19 protein-coding genes are annotated in these 18117 nt (G+C 67.9%); 4 read left to right on the forward strand and 15 right to left on the reverse strand.

What is annotated here, in order from left to right; genetic code table 11:
- Positions 1 to 3 precede the first annotated feature (3 nt).
- From AB0J62_RS00100 to AB0J62_RS00115, 4 genes are all read right to left on the reverse strand, one after another.
- Positions 4 to 2586, reverse strand: coding sequence for a phenylalanine--tRNA ligase subunit beta (locus tag AB0J62_RS00100; RefSeq protein WP_363862119.1), 2583 nt, complete (start codon positions 2584 to 2586; stop codon positions 4 to 6).
- Positions 2586 to 3695: a phenylalanine--tRNA ligase subunit alpha gene (gene pheS, locus AB0J62_RS00105; protein ID WP_134109199.1), complete on the reverse strand. Its 1110-nt coding sequence runs from the start codon at positions 3693 to 3695 to the stop codon at positions 2586 to 2588. Before pheS ends, AB0J62_RS00100 begins: the two co-directional genes overlap by 1 nt.
- An 88-nt stretch (positions 3696 to 3783) precedes the next feature.
- Positions 3784 to 4110 carry a hypothetical protein gene (locus AB0J62_RS00110; RefSeq protein ID WP_363862123.1) on the reverse strand — a complete coding sequence of 109 codons (327 nt, stop codon included), beginning with the start codon at positions 4108 to 4110 and terminating at the stop codon, positions 3784 to 3786.
- A gap of 38 nt (positions 4111 to 4148) precedes the next feature.
- Positions 4149 to 5690 carry an MFS transporter gene (locus AB0J62_RS00115; protein WP_363862126.1) on the reverse strand — a complete coding sequence of 514 codons (1542 nt, stop codon included), beginning with the start codon at positions 5688 to 5690 and terminating at the stop codon, positions 4149 to 4151.
- A gap of 55 nt (positions 5691 to 5745) precedes the next feature.
- Between AB0J62_RS00115 and AB0J62_RS00120 the strand changes: the two genes are divergently transcribed.
- Positions 5746 to 6453, forward strand: coding sequence for a TetR/AcrR family transcriptional regulator (locus AB0J62_RS00120; RefSeq protein ID WP_363862129.1), 708 nt, complete (start codon positions 5746 to 5748; stop codon positions 6451 to 6453).
- On the opposite strand, the gene AB0J62_RS00125 is transcribed toward AB0J62_RS00120, so the two are convergent.
- The 5 genes from AB0J62_RS00125 to infC all read right to left on the reverse strand — a co-directional run bounded on the left by AB0J62_RS00125 (position 6443) and on the right by infC (position 9624).
- A complete protein-coding gene (locus AB0J62_RS00125) occupies positions 6443 to 7150 on the reverse strand; it encodes a hypothetical protein (RefSeq protein ID WP_363862132.1) in 708 nt (235 codons plus the stop codon). The genes AB0J62_RS00120 and AB0J62_RS00125 overlap by 11 nt on opposite strands.
- Positions 7151 to 7367: 217 nt before the next feature.
- Positions 7368 to 8168: an RNA methyltransferase gene (locus AB0J62_RS00130; RefSeq protein ID WP_363862135.1), complete on the reverse strand. Its 801-nt coding sequence runs from the start codon at positions 8166 to 8168 to the stop codon at positions 7368 to 7370.
- A gap of 19 nt (positions 8169 to 8187) precedes the next feature.
- Complete coding sequence (gene rplT, locus AB0J62_RS00135; protein ID WP_130439407.1) at positions 8188 to 8580, reverse strand: 50S ribosomal protein L20; 393 nt, start codon at positions 8578 to 8580, stop codon at positions 8188 to 8190.
- A gap of 80 nt (positions 8581 to 8660) precedes the next feature.
- Positions 8661 to 8855: a 50S ribosomal protein L35 gene (gene rpmI / locus AB0J62_RS00140; protein ID WP_130439409.1), complete on the reverse strand. Its 195-nt coding sequence runs from the start codon at positions 8853 to 8855 to the stop codon at positions 8661 to 8663.
- A 91-nt stretch (positions 8856 to 8946) separates the two neighbouring features.
- Positions 8947 to 9624, reverse strand: a complete 678-nt coding sequence (gene infC / locus AB0J62_RS00145) for a translation initiation factor IF-3 (RefSeq protein ID WP_202871947.1) — start codon at positions 9622 to 9624, stop codon at positions 8947 to 8949.
- 336 nt (positions 9625 to 9960) lie between these two features.
- Between infC and AB0J62_RS00150 the strand changes: the two genes are divergently transcribed.
- The gene (locus tag AB0J62_RS00150) at positions 9961 to 10383 is read left to right on the forward strand and encodes a DUF1844 domain-containing protein (protein ID WP_363862141.1); all 423 of its coding nucleotides are present in this window, start codon (positions 9961 to 9963) and stop codon (positions 10381 to 10383) included.
- Here the strand turns inward: AB0J62_RS00150 and AB0J62_RS00155 are convergent.
- Positions 10370 to 11452 (reverse strand): NAD(P)/FAD-dependent oxidoreductase, encoded by a 1083-nt coding sequence (locus AB0J62_RS00155; protein ID WP_363862144.1) that lies wholly within the window; start codon positions 11450 to 11452, stop codon positions 10370 to 10372. The genes AB0J62_RS00150 and AB0J62_RS00155 overlap by 14 nt on opposite strands.
- The gene (locus AB0J62_RS00160; protein WP_363862147.1) at positions 11449 to 12126 is read right to left on the reverse strand and encodes a TetR/AcrR family transcriptional regulator; all 678 of its coding nucleotides are present in this window, start codon (positions 12124 to 12126) and stop codon (positions 11449 to 11451) included. Before AB0J62_RS00160 ends, AB0J62_RS00155 begins: the two co-directional genes overlap by 4 nt.
- Positions 12127 to 12213: 87 nt before the next feature.
- Here AB0J62_RS00160 and AB0J62_RS00165 point away from each other — a divergent pair, with 87 nt between their 5' ends.
- Positions 12214 to 13068, forward strand: coding sequence for a phosphotransferase (locus tag AB0J62_RS00165; protein WP_363862150.1), 855 nt, complete (start codon positions 12214 to 12216; stop codon positions 13066 to 13068).
- A gap of 120 nt (positions 13069 to 13188) precedes the next feature.
- Positions 13189 to 13551 (forward strand): hypothetical protein, encoded by a 363-nt coding sequence (locus tag AB0J62_RS00170; protein ID WP_363862153.1) that lies wholly within the window; start codon positions 13189 to 13191, stop codon positions 13549 to 13551.
- Positions 13552 to 13612: 61 nt separating this feature from the next.
- Here AB0J62_RS00170 and AB0J62_RS00175 read toward each other — a convergent pair whose 3' ends face one another.
- From AB0J62_RS00175 to AB0J62_RS00190, 4 genes are all read right to left on the reverse strand, one after another.
- A complete protein-coding gene (locus AB0J62_RS00175) occupies positions 13613 to 14947 on the reverse strand; it encodes a discoidin domain-containing protein (protein ID WP_363862156.1) in 1335 nt (444 codons plus the stop codon).
- 61 nt (positions 14948 to 15008) lie between these two features.
- Positions 15009 to 15923 (reverse strand): carbohydrate ABC transporter permease, encoded by a 915-nt coding sequence (locus AB0J62_RS00180; protein ID WP_363862159.1) that lies wholly within the window; start codon positions 15921 to 15923, stop codon positions 15009 to 15011.
- A complete protein-coding gene (locus tag AB0J62_RS00185; RefSeq protein WP_363862162.1) occupies positions 15920 to 16798 on the reverse strand; it encodes a sugar ABC transporter permease in 879 nt (292 codons plus the stop codon). Before AB0J62_RS00185 ends, AB0J62_RS00180 begins: the two co-directional genes overlap by 4 nt.
- Entirely contained in the window at positions 16798 to 18090 is a 1293-nt protein-coding gene (locus tag AB0J62_RS00190) for a sugar ABC transporter substrate-binding protein (RefSeq protein WP_363862166.1), read from the reverse strand. Before AB0J62_RS00190 ends, AB0J62_RS00185 begins: the two co-directional genes overlap by 1 nt.
- Positions 18091 to 18117 lie beyond the last annotated feature (27 nt).

An 18117-nucleotide genomic window follows, 5' to 3' on the forward strand; every position in this document is an offset into this window, starting at 1 on the left:
ACGTCAGCCGACCCGTTGGACGGCGTTGAAGCGGTCGACGGCCACTTGGACGGCGGCCTGGCGCGCGGCGGCGACCTCGCTCTCCTTGAGAGTCCGGTCAGGCGCCCGGAAGCGCAGCGCGAACGCGAGCGACTTCTTGCCTTCACCGATCTGCTCGCCGGTGTACACGTCGAACAGCCGGACCGACTCCAGCAGCTCGCCCGCCCCCTCGGCCAGCGCAGCCTGCACGTCCGCGGCGGGCACATCGGCCGCGACGATCAGCGCCACGTCCTCCTTGGCCACCGGGTACGACGAGAAGGGGTGCGCGGTGACCGACTCGGGTCCGGCCGCGATCAGCGCTTCGAGATCGAGCTCGACCGCACTCGACCGGGCCGGCAGGCCGAACGCCTGGCAGACCTTCGGGTGCAGCTCACCCGCGTGGCCGACGACCTTGCCATCCGGGCCGCCGATGGCGAACTGCGCGCATCGGCCGGGGTGCCACGGCGCGAGCTCGACGTTGGTCACGACCGGCTCGACGCCGACCGCCGACGCGATCAGCCGCGCGATCTGCACCGCGTCGGCCCAGCCGGCCGGACGGCCCTTGCCCCACCAACCGGTCGGGGTCCGCAACCCGGTCAGCACTACGCCGACATGCAGCGGCTGGTCCGGAAGCGCGTCGTACAGCGATTGGATCTCGGCGTCGCTCGGGCGGTGCGCGACCGACGGAAGCGGCGCCGGCTTCGTCTCCGCCTTCGGGAGGAAGACGAGGCCGGTCTGGAAGATCGCGAGGTCCGTTGCCCCGCGGCCGACGTTGCGCTCCGCGGTGCGGAGGAGCGTCGAGAGCAGCATGGTCTGCATCGACGGCTCTTCGTCTGAGATCGGGTTGACCAGCTTCACCGTCGTACGCCGTGGGTCGTCGGCGGGCAGACCCATCGCGTCGAAGTCCGCCTCGCCGGTGAACGGGTACGACACGACTTCCGTCAGGCCCGCACCCACCAGCGCGGTCGCCACCTTCCGCCGGCGCTTCTGCGAAACCGTCAGCCCCTGCCCACCGGGCGCGGCCGGCAGGATCGACGGCACATTGTCGAACCCGAACAACCGAATAGCCTCTTCGGCAAAGTCATTAGGATCCCGCAAATCCGGCCGCCACGACGGCGGGGTAACAGTCAGCAGATCATCACCCTCGACGTGCGTGGAGCCGATCGTGGTGGCGCCGACCCCGGGCAACGTCGGCGCGTGAACCCCGGCAGCCAAGGGGGCAGCAACTGCATCCGCCGGAGCGGCTTCCACCGTGCAGCCCACAGACTCCAGATGACGAACGGTCTCCTCGATGGTGATTGGGGCACCTGCCACCCGTGCTGCGTGGTCGGCTCGGATGGTTACCGGCTCGGGCAGTGCGTGGGTGTCTACGACGGTTTCTTCGGGGAGGATCGTGCCGCCCGCGTACTCGGCAAGGAGGTCGGCCACGCGTTGGGCGGCGTACCTCGGGAGCCGTGGGTCTACCTCGCGCTCGAACCGGCGGGATGCCTCCGACGACAGCTTGTGCCGGCGGGACGCGCGCGCGATGACGATCGGATCGAAATGCGCGGCCTCGATCACCACGTCGGTGGTCGCGTCGGAGATCTCCGTGGACGCACCGCCCATCACGCCGGCGACACCGATCGCGCCGGAATCGTCGGTGATCAGCAGGTCCTCGACGTCCAGCTCGCGGGTCTGGTCGTCGAGCGTCATCAGCTTCTCGCCGGCGTTCGCCCGGCGTACGACGATCTCGCCGGACAGCCGCGCCTTGTCGTAGGTGTGGATCGGCTGACCGAGCTCGAGCATCACGTAGTTCGCGACGTCGACCCCGATCGAGATCGGCCGCATCCCGGACGCGAGCAGCCGCTTCTGCATCCAGCGCGGCGACAACGCCTTGGCGTCGATCCGGGTCACCGTCCGCGTGACGAAGACGCTGCACGCCTCGGGGTCGTCGACCCGCACCGGGTAACCACCCGAGCCGGACCCGTCCAGCGTCAGCTCGGCAGGATCCTTGAGCGCAACGCCGTACGCCGTGGCTGCCTCGCGGGCGACGCCGCGGATCGACAGGCAGTACCCGCGATCAGGCGTCACCGCGATATCGAGCACGTCGTCCTTCAGCGCGAGCAGCTCGATCGCGTCATCACCCGGCGTGGCCTCGCCCGGCTCCAGCACGACGATGCCGTGCGTACCGTCGTCGCCCAGGCCGAGCTCCTGGCTCGAGCAGATCATCCCGTTGGAGACATGCCCGTACGTCTTCCGCGCGGAGATCGCGAACCCGCCGGGCAGCACCGCACCCGGCAGCACGACGACCACGAGATCGCCGACCGCGAAGTTGTTCGCACCGCAGACGACCCACTGCGGTTCGTCCTTGCCGATGTCGAGCGAGCACCAGCGGATCGTCTTGCCGTTCTTCTGCGGCTCGTCCTCGAAGGTCAGCACCTTGCCGACCACGAGCGGACCGGTCAGGTCGGACTCCTCGACGGTCTCGACCTCGAGGCCGGCCCGGATCAGCTTCTCCCCGACGTCGCGGCCGGTCACCCCGGCCGGGAGGTCGACGTACTCACGAAGCCATGACAGTGGGACCCGCATCAGATCTCCATCCCGAACTGGCGGCTGAACCGCACGTCACCCTCGACCATGTCCCGCATGTCCTCGACCCCGTTGCGGAACATCAGCGTCCGCTCCAGGCCCATGCCGAAGGCGAATCCGGAGTACCGATCCGTGTCGATGCCGTTGGCCTGCAGGACCCGCGGGTTCACCACGCCGCAGCCGCCCCACTCGATCCAGCCCTCGCTGCCACAGGTGCGGCACGGGCGGTCCGGGTTGCCGACGGACGCGCCGCGGCAGACGAAGCACTTCAGGTCGACCTCGGCCGACGGCTCGGTGAACGGGAAGAAGTTCGGCCGGAGCCGGGCTTCGAGGCCCTCGCCGAACATCGAGACGACGAAATGGTCGAGCGTGCCCTTGAGGTGCGCGAGCGTGATGCCTTCGTCCACGACCAGGCCCTCGACCTGGTTGAAGACCGGCGTGTGGGTCGCGTCGAGCTCGTCGGTGCGGAAGACGCGGCCCGGGCAGATCACGTAGATCGGGGGCTTGCGGCTCAGCATCGAGCGCGCCTGCACCGGCGAGGTGTGGGTGCGCAGGACCTTGCCGGAGCCGGCCGGCTCGACGAAGAACGTGTCCTGCATCTGCCGCGCCGGGTGGTCGGGCTGGAAGTTCAGCGCGTCGAAGTTGAGCCACTCGGCCTCGACCTCGGGACCCTCGGCGACGTCCCAGCCGAGCGCGGTGAAGACATCCGCGACCTGCTCGGAGATCAGCGAGAGCGGGTGCCGCGCGCCGAGCTCGGGGGTGTGCCACGGCAGCGTCACGTCGACACGCTCGGTGGCGAGCATCTGCTCCTCGTGCTCGGCCTCGAGGACGGCCAGCCGGGACGCGAAGCCCTCGTTGATCGCCTTCCGGGCCGCGCCGATCCGCTGACCGGCCTCCTTGCGGGCCTGCGGCGGCAGCGCGCCGATCTCCCGGTTGGCCAGCACGATCGGCGACTTGTCGCCGAGGTGCGTGGACTTGGCCTCCTGCAGGGCGGCCAGATCGGCCGCCTCGGTAAACGCCTTCAGCGCCTCGTCGCGGGTCCGCTCCACCTCTTCGGCATGCAGCGGCGTCACTTCGACCGGGTCGTAATCAGTGTTGGGACCGGACATGGCTCGCTCTCAATTCGGAACTTCTGCGAATTGCAGTCTAGAAACCCGAACCCCAAGAGCGTGAATCGGCTGTCCACAACCCTGTGGATCAGCCCAGCTTGTATCTCCCCCGGACGATCGCCCCGAGGACTGCCAGCGCGGCCAGCAGCGCGCCGACGCCGACCGGCAACAGGAAGATCGGGTACGCCGAAGGTCCCGCGGCACGGTCCTCCAGGATGAGGCAGACCGCCGCGGCGACGACGTACCCGAGAGCGAGCAACGTCGACACGACGCCGGCGGCCTGCGCCCATTTCAGGACGAACCGGTGCGATCTGCGCCATCCGACCGCGAACGTCACGAGGGCCACCGGGATCAGCACGAGCGTGCAGGAGAGCATCAGATTCACGACACCCTGCGCGTCACTCCCCTGCAGCATCCGCACATCGTGTCAGCGCGGAGTGTCAGCGCCCAGTGTCAGTGCACGGGGTTGTCCACCGGCGCGGGAGTGGAGTCCTGGACCTTGGACTCGCCGCGCGGCAGGAGGACCAGCGCGACCACAGCGCCCGCGATCGCGCCTCCTGCGCCGACGGTCATCGAGATCGACATCGCGTCGATGAAGGCGTGCTTCGCGGAGCCGAAGAAGTCCGGGCCGAGCGCGAGGGTGTCCGCGATCGACTTCCGGGCCGCTTCGGGCACAGAGTCCGGTAGCGCCGAGGAGTACGCCGCCGCGAGCACACTGCCCAGTACGGCGACCGACAGCGCCGCACCGGTCTGCTGCACGGTGTCGTTCATCGCCGAGCCGACTCCGCGGTGCTCGGCCGGAACGGCCTGCATCAACAGCGTGTACGCCGCCGGTCCGGCCAGGCCACCGCCGACGCCCATCACCAGCAGGCCGATGATCAACAGTCCGTACCCGCTCGAGTCGGACACCTGCGTCAGGATCCCGAAGCTGCCCGCGATGATCAGCAGCCCGAGGCAGATCAGCGTCCGGTCCGCGACCTTCTTGCCCAGCGCAGCGCCGAGGCCGTTGAACGCAGCCGCGGCAACGGCGTACGGAATCAGCGCCAGCCCGGCCTTCAACGGGCTGTACCCGAGCACGAACTGCAGGTACTGCGTCAGCGCCAGCAGCAACCCGCCCGCGGTGAACGACAACAGCACGATCGAGAAACTCGTCCCGCTGAACCGGCGATCCCGGAACAGCGCGAGCGGCACCATCGGGTGTTCGCTGCGCTTCTCCCAGAGCGCGAAGGCGGTCAACGCGACCACTCCGACCGCGAGACCACCGAGGACCCGGCCGGAGCCCCAGCCGTGCGCCGGGATCGACACGATCGCCCAGACGATCGACGCCATCCCGACGATCGTCAGCACCGCGCCGACCGGGTCGACGTCACGCGCCGGGCCCTTCGACTCCGGGATCAGCGCCAGCGTCCCGATGATCGCGAGCGCTGCGATCGGGACGTTCAGCAAGAAGATCGAGCCCCACCAGAAGTGGTTCAGCAACACTCCACCGACGGTCGGGCCGGCGACCACGCCGAGCATCGCGACCATCGACCAGCCGGCCATCGCCTTGCGCTGCTCCTCCGGCGGGAACACGGTGAACAGCAGCGACAGCGTGCTAGGCATCAGCAGCGATCCGCCGACGCCCATCAGGAAGCGGCAGGCGATCAGCTGCCACGGATTGTCGGCCAGGGTCGCCAGCAGCGAGGCCGCGCCGAAGACCACCAGACCCAGAAGCAGCATCTTCCGCCGGCCGAACCGGTCGGACAGGCTTCCGGCGGTCAGCAGCAGTCCGGCGAACGCCAGGATGTAGGCGTCGATCACCCACTGGATGTCCGCGGGCGTCGCGCCCAGATCGCGCATCAACGACGGGATCGCGAGGTTGAGGACGGTGTTGTCGACGACCAGGACCATCAGGCTCAGGCACAGGATCAGCAGGATCCACCAGCGACGCGGGTGACCGCTCGCGGCATTCTCGACCGACTCGGATGCGGACGACTCGAACGGTGTACTAGTCACTCGCACACTGTACGACAAACCCGTACGGTGTGCGAGTGCTTTGTAGGATGGGCGCATGAGGGAAACGATCTGGACCCGGCAACGGTCGGCTGCACCGGCGCGCGAGACGCTCAGCCGGGAGCAGATCGTGAAGACCGCGATGGAAGTGCTCGACAGTGAGGGTGTCGGCGGGCTGAGCATGCGCAAGCTGGCCGCCCGGCTCGGCGCCGGCGCGACGAGCCTCTACTGGCACGTGCCGACCAAGGACGATCTGGTCGACCTGCTCATCGACCAGGTCTGGGCCGAGATCGACGTGCCCGAGCCGGAGCTGGCCGGATGGCGGAGCGGGGCCCTGTTGTTCGGGCACAGCCTGCGGTCCGCCGTACTGCGGCATCCGTGGCTGCCCGAGGTGATGTACACGCGGCCGAGCATCGGGCCGAACGCGATGGCGCTCGGCGAGCGTGGTCTGGTGCTGTTCGGAGCGGCCGGGTTCGTCACACCGCACGAGGTCGATCTGGCCATGGGCAGCGTGATGTCGTACGTGCTCGGCACAGTCAGCGCCGAGGTCGCGACCCGCGAGATGGTGCGGAAATCCGGCCGCTCCGAGGAGAGCTGGGTGAGCGAGATGCTCGAGCAGGCGCAGTCCGTCGCGACCGACTACCCGCAGATGCAGGAGTCGGTACGCCGCCGTACGTCGGTCGACCTGGACGGCGAGCTCACCGAGAACTTCGTCTTCGGGCTCGACGCGCTGCTCGACGGCCTGCAGGCACGGGTCAAGAAGTAAGGCCGAACCACGGCTCCTTGGCGAGCTCCTCGTCCAGCACCTTCCGATCGCCCTCGTTCGCGACGAGCTTGGTCAGTTCTCTTGCTTTCTCCAACTCTGCGCGTGCGGCAGCTGTCTGACCGGTCGCCGCGAGAGCCCGAGCGAGGGCTTCACGGGCGAACGGCTCGTCCCAGTCGCCCATCTGCTCGCGGTGCGTCTCGATGAGTTCGAGACAGCGCCTCGCGTGCTGCAGTCCGACCTCGATGCGCCCGATCCGGAGCGCGACCCTTGCGATCAAGTGCTCGCCGCGGGCGTGATTGGCCTCGTTGCCCGCCTCCAACCAGTGCAGGCAGGCGGCGTAAGCGCCGTACAGCAACCGCTCCTGGTCTTCCAAGGGGCTCGTCTCGTCGATCTCTTCGAGCAGGTCCCAGGTCTCGTTGTTCAGCTCGACGCCGAAGTACCGGTGCAGCTCGCGGCCTTCCACCAACTCGGTCGCGACCTTCTCCATCAACTCCGGCCAGCTGGCCAGGCCGTGCTCCCGTGCGATCGTCAACTGCGCGTCCCGCAGCGTGAAGGTCGCCTCGTCGTACGCCGGGTGATGCGCGCGAGCCCGCTCGATCGCGTCGGGCCTGCCTTTGGCGACGGCCTTCCGGAGTTCCTTCGCCCGGGCGCGCAGCTGGCTGAGACTCGCCTTGGCGGGCAGCGGTGTAGTCGACATCAACGGTCCTTCCAGAACAGCCCGCTCCGCTGAATCAGGCCGTCCCGAAGGGTTCACCGGCCGACACAAGTACTACTCCACCATCCAGGTGCACTCGGTGCTTGCCGCGAAGAGGAGGCGCCCTGGCGCGCGCTGGCCCAACGCTGACACGCCCCACCCCGAACCGTCAATCAGGACGGCAAGTTGCCGCGCCAGAACCGTCCCGGCAGATCGAACGTCATCGGCGTTGGGCGCGGGCGGAGGCGTACAAGCAGACGGCGGCGGCGGTCGCGAGGTTGAGTGACTCCGCGCGGCCGTAGATCGGGACCTTGACCGAATGATCGACGATCGCGTTGATGCCGTCGGGCAGACCGTGCGCCTCGTTGCCGAACAGCCACACGGTCGGCTTCGCCAGCGTCCCGTCATCGATGCACGCGTCGAGGTCGGTGGCGCCGTACCCGTCGGCGGCGAGCACCTGCAGACCGTGGTCGCGCCAGGACTCGACGGCCTCGACGATGTCGACGTCGGTGCTGATCGGCACGTGGAAGATGCTGCCGACGCTGGCCCGGACCGCCTTCGGGTTGTGCGGGTCGACGGACTCGGCCGACAGTACGACGGCATCGGCGCCGGCCGCGTCCGCAGTACGGATCAGGGTGCCGACGTTGCCTGGATCGCGAACCTGTACGCCGGCCGCGATCAGCGTGCCGGTGGGCGCGAACGGGACGGTCACCAGCGAGCAGACGGCGACGACGCCCTGCGAGGTGACGGTTTCGCTCAACGCCTCGACGGCGGCACGGTTGACCTCGAACCACGGGACGCCGGCGGCCGCCGCCAGGTCGTGGAGGTCACGATGACGGGTGGCGATCTCAGGCTCGGCGTACACCTCGACGACGAGCTCGCGGTGCTCGAGTGCTTCCCGGACGGCCTGCGGGCCCTCGACCAGGAAACGGCCGGCCTTCCGCCGGAACGCACGAGTGGCGAGCCGCCGAGCCTGCTTGATGCGCGCTGATTGCGCGGTCAGCAGACCGGGACTCGCCACTGTGGTGTAAGGGTGTTGCTCAGGCCGCGGCGTCGGTCTTCGGCGCGTTCACGTCCGCCGGCAGGGCGGCCTTGGCCACCTGCACGAGCGCGGAGAACGCGGCCGGGTCGTTGACAGCCAGGTCGGCCAGGATCTTGCGGTCGACCTCGACCTCGGCGAGCCGCAGGCCCTGGATGAAGCGGTTGTAGGTCAGGTCCTCGGCCCGGACCGCGGCGTTGATCCGCTGGATCCACAGCTTGCGGAAGTCGCCCTTGCGCGCCTTGCGGTCACGGTAGGCGTAGACGAGCGAGTGGGTGACCTGCTCCTTGGCCTTGCGGTACAGCCGCGAGCGCTGGCCGCGGTAGCCGCTGGCCTGCTCAAGTACGGTACGACGCTTCTTGTGGGCGTTGACTGCCCGCTTCACGCGTGCCATGAGGTGTTACTCCTTGTATTTCTGCGCCGGAGAGAGGGTGGCCCACTCGGCGGGGATGTTCGGGGGGTTGAGGGTGATGCTCAGATGCCGAGAAGCTTCTTGGCCTTCTTCGCGAACGCGGGTGCAACCTCGACGGTGCCGCTCAGGCGCCGCTTGCGCTTGGACGTCTTCGCCTCGGCGAGGTGGCGGACACCGGTCTGCTCGCGGCGAACCTTGCCCGTTCCGGTGATCCGGACGCGCTTCTTCATCCCCGAGTGGGTCTTCATCTTCGGCATGGCTGTTGTGCTCCTGATTATTTTCGTTGACTCGAACTTCGGTGTGACCGGCTCCGGCCGCTGGGACTGACCTGGCCGCCGGAGCGTTTCGTCACTCCGGGTCGAGGTTGTCGGCCGGACCCTTCGGCTTCTTCGTGGCACCGGCGGCGCGTTCTGCCTCGTGGGCCTGGGCCTGCTCGGCGCGCTCCGCACGCTCCGCCTGCTCCTCGGCCTCCCGCTCGGCCTTGCGCTGCGCCTTCTCGGCTTCCACGTCCACGCGCGCCTCGGACTTCTTCTTGTGCGGTCCGAGCACCATGATCATGTTCCGGCCGTCCTGCCGCGGCGAGGACTCGACGAAGCCGAGCTCGTTCACGTCTTCGGCCAGCCGCTGCAGCAACCGGAACCCGAGCTCGGGCCGGGACTGCTCACGTCCGCGGAACATGATGGTGATCTTGACCTTGTCCCCGGCCTTCAGGAACCGGACCACGTGACCCTTCTTGGTCTCGTAGTCGTGCGGGTCGATCTTCGGCCGCAGCTTCATCTCTTTGATGATGGTGTTGGTCTGGTTCCGGCGGGACTCGCGCGCCTTCTGCGCGGTCTCGTACTTGTACTTGCCGAAATCCATCAACTTGCAGACCGGAGGCCGGGCGGTTGCCGCGACCTCGACCAGGTCGAGATCGGCCTCCTGGGCCAGCCGCAGTGCGTCTTCGATCCGGACGATGCCAACCTGCTCACCGTTCGGTCCGACCAGTCGCACCTCGGGAACGCGGATGCGCTCGTTGACGCGCAAATCAGTGGTGATGGGTCCTCCTGGGTTGAACTAGTACTTGTGCCACCTCGTTATCGCCGCGAGCCTCCCGGAAAACACGAAAGGCCCTCGTGCGATCACACGAAGGCCCAATTCCCAGATCGACGACGCCCCAACCCCTCCGGGTGGTACGCCGTACGATCGCTGTGATGCTCCGGATGTCCTCCAGAATTTCTCAGCGTTGACCGGGACCCGCCGACTGTTCATCGACTGGGTGGGAGGTGGCCCTCCGCTTAGACCAGAACCGCCGGCGGCCCTTGAATATTCCACTCAGGGGTCACCATCGGACCTGGTCGGTCGCCGTGCAAGAGTAACAGCATGACCGACGCAGATGCCACTCCACGTTCCGGCGCCGACCGTCCTGACACGGAACAGCCCGCCGCCGGACAGCCCGACCCGCTGTCGACCGCTTCCCGCGACATCGCCGAGGTCCCTGCCGTCGAGATCATCTCGACCGCCGCACTCCACCTGATGAGCGCCGCCGCCGTCAACCTCGGCCTGGCCGCCGATCTCCCCGACCACAAGGACCTCGACGAGGCCCGCTCGCTGATCGATTCCCTCGCCGGCCTGCTCGACGCGGCCGCGCCCAGCCTCGGCCACCACCACGCCGCGCCGCTGAAGGACGGTCTGCGCTCGCTCCAACTCGCCTTCCGCGAAGCCAGCAGCGTTCAGGACGAGGCCGGACAGGGCCCCGGCGAGAAGTACACGGGCGCCGTCTTCCCTGCCGCTACTCAGCGCTGAAGCTGGTGAAGAACGCGACGAGGCCGTCGGGAGCGCCCGGGGCGAAGCAGACGTCCATGTTCTGAGCCGATTCCCTCGCGGCCTCCTCGGCGCGGGGGAAGAGAGCTGATTCGTACGTGCCGAGGGCCGCCTCGGTGTCGTCGCCGTTTGCGATGAGGGCGGCTGCGAGCTCAGCGCCGTCCTGCATGGCCAGATTCGCGCCCTCGCCGGCGAACGGGGACATCAGGTGGGCGGCGTCACCGAGGAGCGTGACGCCAGGGACCCGCTTCCACTGATGACCAATCGGCAACGCGTGGATCGCGCGCGGGAACGGCTCGCCGTCGGAGTCCCGGATCAAACGGAGGAAGCGGTCGTCCCAGCCGTCGAACTCGGCCACGAGGTCGTCCCTGGTGATCCCGGACCACGGAGTATCGGTCCGCACAGCGACGTACACATGCAGGCGGTCGGGTTCCCGGTGGCCGAGGAACCCCCGGCCGTCGCCCAGCGCGAAGAGCGAGCCGCCACCCATGAGTTCGGCGCTCTCCAGGTGCCGTACGTCGGGATCGAGCAGATCGAGCTCCGCGAAGGACAGACCGGAGTACGCCGGAGTCGCGTCCGACACGAGCGACCTGACCTTCGACCAGGCGCCGTCCGCGCCGACCAGCAGGTCGGCGGTGAAGCTGGCGCCGTCGGCGAGCCGCACCTCGCGACCGTCGGACACCTCGACGACCTTCGAGCCCCAGCGGATCATGCCCTCCGGCAGGCTGCCGAGCAGCAGGTCGCGCAGGTCCCGACGATGCACCTCCGGGCGGCCGCTGCCCTCAGGTTCGTGGGCGAGTCGCAGTACCGCGTGCCGGTCATAGACCTTCATGGCCTCGCCGCCCGGCATCACCAGGCGCAGGAAGTCGTCGTACAGACCGGCTGCCTTGAGCGCTGCCTGGCCGGACTCCTCGTGGATGTCGAGCATGCCGCCCTGGGTGCGCGCGGTCGGTGAGGCTTCAGCTTCGTAGACGACGGCGTCGATGCCGTTGACGTGCAGGATGCGGGCCAGGGTCAAACCGCCCAGGCCGGCGCCGATGATCGCGATCATGCTGTCTCTCCTTCAGGTCGTGGAGTGGCCAGCACCCCGTTGATCAGCGCACGGATGCCCCACGAGCTCCGGTCCGGCCCCGCACCGCTGAGCAGGTCCTCCCCCAGTGCCGCGATCCGCGGATACGTCTCCGGCTTGACCGCCCGCAGTACGGCGGCCAGTGCGTCCCACGCTTCCGGGTCGTCGCCGCCCGCGTGCTCGGCGGCGGTCGAGGTGGCCAGCTGCAGCAGGAGGTCGATCCCCCACGACGCCTGCCCCGGCGGCACGCCACCCTCGTCGAGCAGGGCGAGAATCGACTCCACCAGACGGAGGTAGTTCGGCCCTGTCGGCCGCGCAGTCACGGCAGATCGCGCGAGGCTCGGATACTCGAACAGCACCAGCGTGTACGACGCCAGCACCGCCTCGAGCCGCTCTCGCCAATCGCCGCCCGCGTCGACCGGTGCCAGGTCCACCGCGCCGAGGAGCTCGTCGAGCACCGCGGCGTGCAGCTGGGCCGTGTTGCGGAAGTAGACATACAGCGAGGCCGGCCCGGTGTCGAGCTCCTTCGCCAGCCGCCGCATCGTCACGCGATCGAGTCCCTCGGCCCGCATCACGTCGACCGCGGACGCCACGATGCCGCGCCGCGTCAGCGCCTCCTTGGCCGGCCGCTCCCGCCTGCTCCTCGGTTCCTCCATGCGGCCAGCCTAACGAACATGTTCGTTACGAACAAGTTCGCTGAATCCGATGGTGCCGCACCGAGCAGCCGAGTACGGTCGGCAACCGTGTCTGCCGACGAGATGCCCGCCCCGGTCGCCAAGCTCGACGCCCAGCAGTTGCTGCTGGAGGTGAACGAGCGGTCCGGAGCCGGCTTGACCTTCCTCGGGCGGGCAGCCGCCGGCGAGGTCGGTGCCGGATTCGTGCGGTGGCCCGACGGGCGTGAAGGCGTCCTCACCCGCGGTTTCGGTTCGCTGGACGACCTCCGGCGTACGGCGAGAGTGCTCGACGCGGCGCGCTCGGACGGGTTACCGGTGCCGCAGTACCAGCTGCTGACCAAGGTGACCGACGGGGTCGCTATCGTCCAGGAGCGCCTGCCGGGTCGACCGCCCGAGGTGATCGACCGCGCTCTGCTCGAAACGATGATCGCGCTGACCGATCGCTTCGCCGGACAGGCCGCCGACCTTCCGGTCCCGTCGATGTACCTGCTCGAGAGCGGCCCCGGATTCTGCCTGCACGAATCTCTCCAGCGGTACGACGATCGCACGCGGCGGCTGCTCGATTGGGTCCGCGAGGTCGGCCGGGACGAGCCGAGCGGGATGACCGGCGACGACCTCGTCCACCTCGACTTCCACACCGGCAACGTTCTGGTCGACGAGCGCGGTGACCTGACCGGCGTCGTCGACTGGGACGGCGTCGGACGCGGCGACCGCCGGTTCGGCCTCGTCACGTTGCGGTTCGACGCGGAGTCGCGACTGCCGCTCGATTGGTACGACGAACTGCTCGACGACGTGCTCGATCCCGCCGTACTGCGGGTGTACTGGGCGCACATGAGCCTGCGCCTGGTCGATTGGTCGATCCGCCATCACACACCCGCCGACACCACCCGCTGGCTGGACTTCGCCGAGACGCGGATGAACTGATCGCAACCCGTTTCGGAGCAGACCGAAACCGTTCCGGAACGGCCCACTGCGGGCTGGATCCCTCCTACCTTCGATGGTGAGGCCGCCGACCGGCGGCCACCACTCGGAGGGGATGACACCATGCGCAAGATCGCGATGACTGCCGCCGGAATCGCCGCTGCTGTGATCGGTACGGGCGCGGCGCTCGCGCCGACCGCGAACGCGGCGACCACCGGCACGGCAACGGCCTGCCCGTCAGGCGCCGTCTGCCTGCGGGAGCCGAACGGCAGCATCCTGAGCAAGAACATCTGGTACAGCTACGGCGCGCACAACCTGTCGAACGTGATCGGCTACAAGGTGGCGATCAACAGCCAGACCGGCGGTGCGGGCTTCCAGATCTGCACGGGCTACAACGGCACCGGCTGCGGCCCGGTCTACCGCGACACCGGCGAGTACCTCCCGCACGACTTCACCCCGATCAACTCGATCGTGCTCGTGCGCTAGTCGCTCGACGGACGCGACGGACCCGAGCGGCCCGGCGAGGAGTCGGGCCGCTCGGTGCTGGTCAGGCGAACGCTTTGAGTTCGTAGATGCGGGCTGCCGGATCGGTGCCCTGGGTGGGCGAGGTGATGTTGAGCCGGAGGTAGCGGGCCGTCACCCCGGACAGGGTGTGGGTAGTGACGCCGGCGGTGTTGGCGGTGACCGTCGCCCGAGTCGTCCAGGTGGAGCCGTTGGTAGAGGTCTGCAGGGTGTACGCACGCGTGTTGTACGACGCAGACTCGCCGCCGGCCGACGCGTGCGAGATCTCCACGGAACCGACCGAGACGGCCGACCCCAGATCCACCTGGAGGAACTTCGAGGAAGCGAGCGAGCAGAACTTGTCGGAGTTCCCGCCCGACACGCTGCCGTTGACGGCCTTGGCCGGCGTCTCACTGCTGTTGCAGGATGCGGATCCGGTGGCGGCCTTGTTCAGGGCGAGGTCGACCGGCCCCGTGCTGCCGGCCATCGCCGAGGTCATCTCACGAGCCCACTGCCACGGCCCCGCCGTACCGCCCGGGTCGGAGTTGAAGTACTCCCAGCCGTCCACGCCACCGAAGGCCTGGTACTTCGCGACCAGCGAGCCGAGCGTGCTCTTCAACGTTGCCAGCGGCACGTATCCGGAGCAGTTGGCCGAGTTCGTGACCACACCGGCGACCACCTTGGACGCCGCGAACACGCCGCGGTTGATGATGGCGTCGTACCCGCTGGTGTTGGCCATCGAGCCCCAACCGCAGTAGAACTGCGCGTTGTAGAAGTCGATCTTCGAGCCCTCGTCCCGCTCGAGGGTCTCGTAGTTGAACCCGGACAGGTTGCCGCCGCCGCTCAGCGCGGGCGCGACCGGGGCCAGCGTGATGATGAATCCGGTGCCGAAGTCCGCGGTCAGCTGGTCGATCAGCCGGTTGATCCCGGCCTGCGACATGTTCTCCTCGACGTCCAGGTCGAGACCGTCGAGCCCGTACGTCGTGACGAGGTTCTTCAGCCGCGGGTAGTACGTGTCGAACTGGGTGTCGAGCCGCTGGAACGAACCTTGCGCCGCACCGCCGACGAACGCCGACACCTTCACCCCGGCGGCCTGCATCGCGTGCAGGTCGGCCCACATCTGGGTGAACTTCGCCGACTCCGGCGGATCGTCGTTCAGGTGGACGGCGGTTTCGTCGAGGTGGATCGCGCCGACCAGCACATTCGTCACGCCGGTGTTGTTGTCGGTGAGCGCCTTCGGCGACACGTAGACGCCGTTCACGTACTGCGTCTGGTAGTACACGACGACGCGTTTGCTGTCGGCCGTCGTACTCGCGTGGGCCGGGACGGCCCCGAGCGCGGCGGCCAGGACCGCCGCGACGGCGATTGCCTTACGCAACATTGCAACACACTCCTTCGAACCAAGTACTGCATGGGCGGTTACAGCTGGATCGAAGCAACGGCTATCCCTTGACGGCGCCTTCCTCGACGCCCTTGAAGAAGAACCGCTGCAGGGTCGCGAACACGATCACGATCGGGATGAACGCGATCATCGTGCCGGCGGCGATCAGGCGGGGGTTATTGCTGAAGGTTCCGGACAGGTACTGCAGGCCGACGGTCAGCGTGTACTTGTTCGGGTCGGTGAGCACGATCAACGGCCAGAGGAAGTCGTCCCACGCGCCGATGAACGCGAAGATCGCGATCACGCTGATCGTCCCGCGCACCGACGGCAGACCGACGTACACGAAGCGTTGCCAGGCGTTCGCGCCGTCGACGATCGCGGCCTGGTCGACCTCCAGCGGAAGGGCGCGGAACGCGTTATACATCAGCAGAACGTTGAGCGCGCCGATCATGCCGGGCAGCGCGACGCCGAACAGCGTGTTCGCCAGTCCGAACTCCCGCACCGTCACGTACTGCGAAATGATCGTGACCTCACCCGGCAGCACCAGTGTCGCCAGGAACAGCCCGAGCACGATCTTGCGGCCCCGGAACTGCAACCGCGAGATCGCGAACCCGGCCAGCGACGCTCCGATCACGTTGCCGCCGACAACCAGTACGGCGACCACCAGCGAGTTCCGCGCGTAGTCCCAGACCGGGATGGTGTCGGTGACCTCTTTGTAGTGGTCGAACGTCGGCTGGGCCGGCAGCAGCCGCGGGATCCGGGTGTAGATGTCCTCCCCGGATCCCTTCAGCGAGGTAGACAGCTGCCACAGGAACGGCCCGATCGTGATCAGCAGCACGAACGCCAGCAGCAGGTAGCGCACGACCTTCTCGCGCGGTGACACCGTGTTGAAGCCGAACGAACCGCGCCGCCGAGCAGGCGGCTTACCGGGCGCCTCGACAACGGCCGGCCGGGCTGGATCGGTGACAACGCTCATGCTTCGGCTCCTCGACGGTTCAGGCGAGCCAGGACGAGCATCGGTACGACGGTGACGAAGAACAGCACGATCGACAACGCCGACGCGTACCCGAGGTTGCCCTCGAAACCCTGGCTGTACTGCTGGATCAGCATCACGACCGAGTTGTCCCGGCCGCCCGGACCGCCCTTGCCGCCGCTGAGGATGAACAGCTCGGAGAACACCCGCAGCGCCGACACCGAGATCAGGATCGAGATCAGGATCATCGTCCCGCGGACGCCGGGGATCGTGATGTGGACGAACCGCCGCAGCGGCCCGGCACCGTCGACCGCGGCGGCCTCGTGCAGCTCACGTCCGACGTTCCCGAGGGCGGCCAGGTAGATGATCATGTAGTACCCGAGCCCCTTCCAGATCGTCAGACTGATTGCGCTCAGCAACAACAGCCACTGGTCGGATAGGAACGGCAACGGCCCCGAGATGAACCCGAGCTTCTCGGCCATCCCGTTGACCAGACCGCGGTCGTCGAGGATCCACTGCCAGATCAGCGCCACCACGACCGCAGACGCCACCACCGGTGTGTAGAACGCAGTACGGAAGAAGGTGATCCCGGGCAGCTTCTTCTCGACCAGCACGGCGAGCAGCAGCGGCAGGACCGTGAGGAACGGCAGGCAGACCACCATGTAGATGACGCTGTTGAGCAGCGCCCACCGCAACTGCTCGTCGTGCAGCAGGGTCTCGAAGTTCTTGAGGCCGACGAAGTGGCCGCCGCCGATCGGTCTGGCGTTCGTGAACGACAGGATGACGGTGTTGATCGACGGCCACAGGTTGAAGACGAGCAACCACGCGAGTGCTGGGATCACCAGCACCCACGGGGTGAACCAACGGTGATACCTCATTACTGGGTAAGAAGCTGGTTGGCCTTCGCCACCGCCGCGTCGAGGGCTGCCTGGGAGGTGATCTTGCCGGAGATCGCCAGCGAGATCTGCTGCCCGATGAAGTCGTTGGTCGCGCCACTGATCACCGGCGGCTGCAGGTTTTTGGCCTTGGCCAGCGACTGGAACGCGAGCACCTTCGCGTCGCTCTCCGGCGTACCGTCGGACTTCGAGAAGTACGGGTCCTGGGCGGAGGCCTTGGTGGACGGGAAGATGTTCACGATCTTCGCGAACGCGGCCTGGTTCTCGGCGTTGGTGACGAACCGGGCGAGCGCGATCGCGGCGGCCTGGTTCTTGGTCTTGGCCGACACCGACAGACCCTGCACGTACAGCGGCGGGGTGTCGAGTGCGGGCGACGGGACGACCTTGCCCTTCAGCGACGGGTTGTCCTTCTGGAAGTCCTGGATCGCGTTGCCGCCACCGGTCGTCCAGGCGACCTTGCCCTGGGTGAAGAGCTTCGAGTTGCCCAGGTACTCGTTGGTCAGGATATCGCGCGGCATATAGCCGGCCTTGTAGGCGTCGCGGTACTTGTCCAGCAGGGCAGCGGCCTCAGGAGTGTTGAAGACGAACTTCTTGCCGTCGTCGGACAGGATCTTGACGCCGGCGTTGGTGAAGTCGCCGATGCCCGGCAGGCGGCTCATCAGGTACTCCTTGCCGCCGGTCTTGTCGTGCATCGTCTTCGCGGCCGCGAGCAGCTCGTCGAAGGTCTTCGGCGGGTTCTTCACGTCCAGGCCGGCCGCGGCGAACTTCGTCGCGTTCCAGTAGTCGATGTCGGTGTTCAGGTACCACGGGTAGCCGAAGGTGCCGTTCATCCCCTGGTACTCGTACGCCTGGACGCCGCCCTCGACGTACTCGTCCTTGATCTTCGGGTCGGCGGCCGCGACGTCGAGCAGCATGTTCTGCTTGGCCAGGCTGAGCGCGAAGTCCGGGGGCAGGTTGGTGACGTCGGGCAGCTGGCCGGCCGAGGCCTGGCTCAGCACCTTCTTGTCGTACCCGTCGCCGGGCTGGTCGAGCCACGTCACGTGCGTGCCCGGGTACTTCGCCTCGAAGGCCTTGATCACGCCTTCGACGTACGACGTGAACTTCGGCTTCAGCGCCCACGTCTGGAAGCTGACCTCACCGGTCACCTGGGCGTTCGCGTCGACGGTCGGCTTGGCGCCACCGCTGCCGGAGTCCTCGGATCCGAGGCCGCAACCGGCCAGAGTGAGAGCGGCGGCGGCAAGACTTGCCACGAGCGCCGGACGGCGTCTACGCATGGGATCTCCTGGGTTTGATAAACCGGT

Source organism: Kribbella sp. NPDC049584 (genome assembly GCF_040675555.1).
Taxonomy (GTDB): Bacteria; Actinomycetota; Actinomycetes; order Propionibacteriales; family Kribbellaceae; genus Kribbella.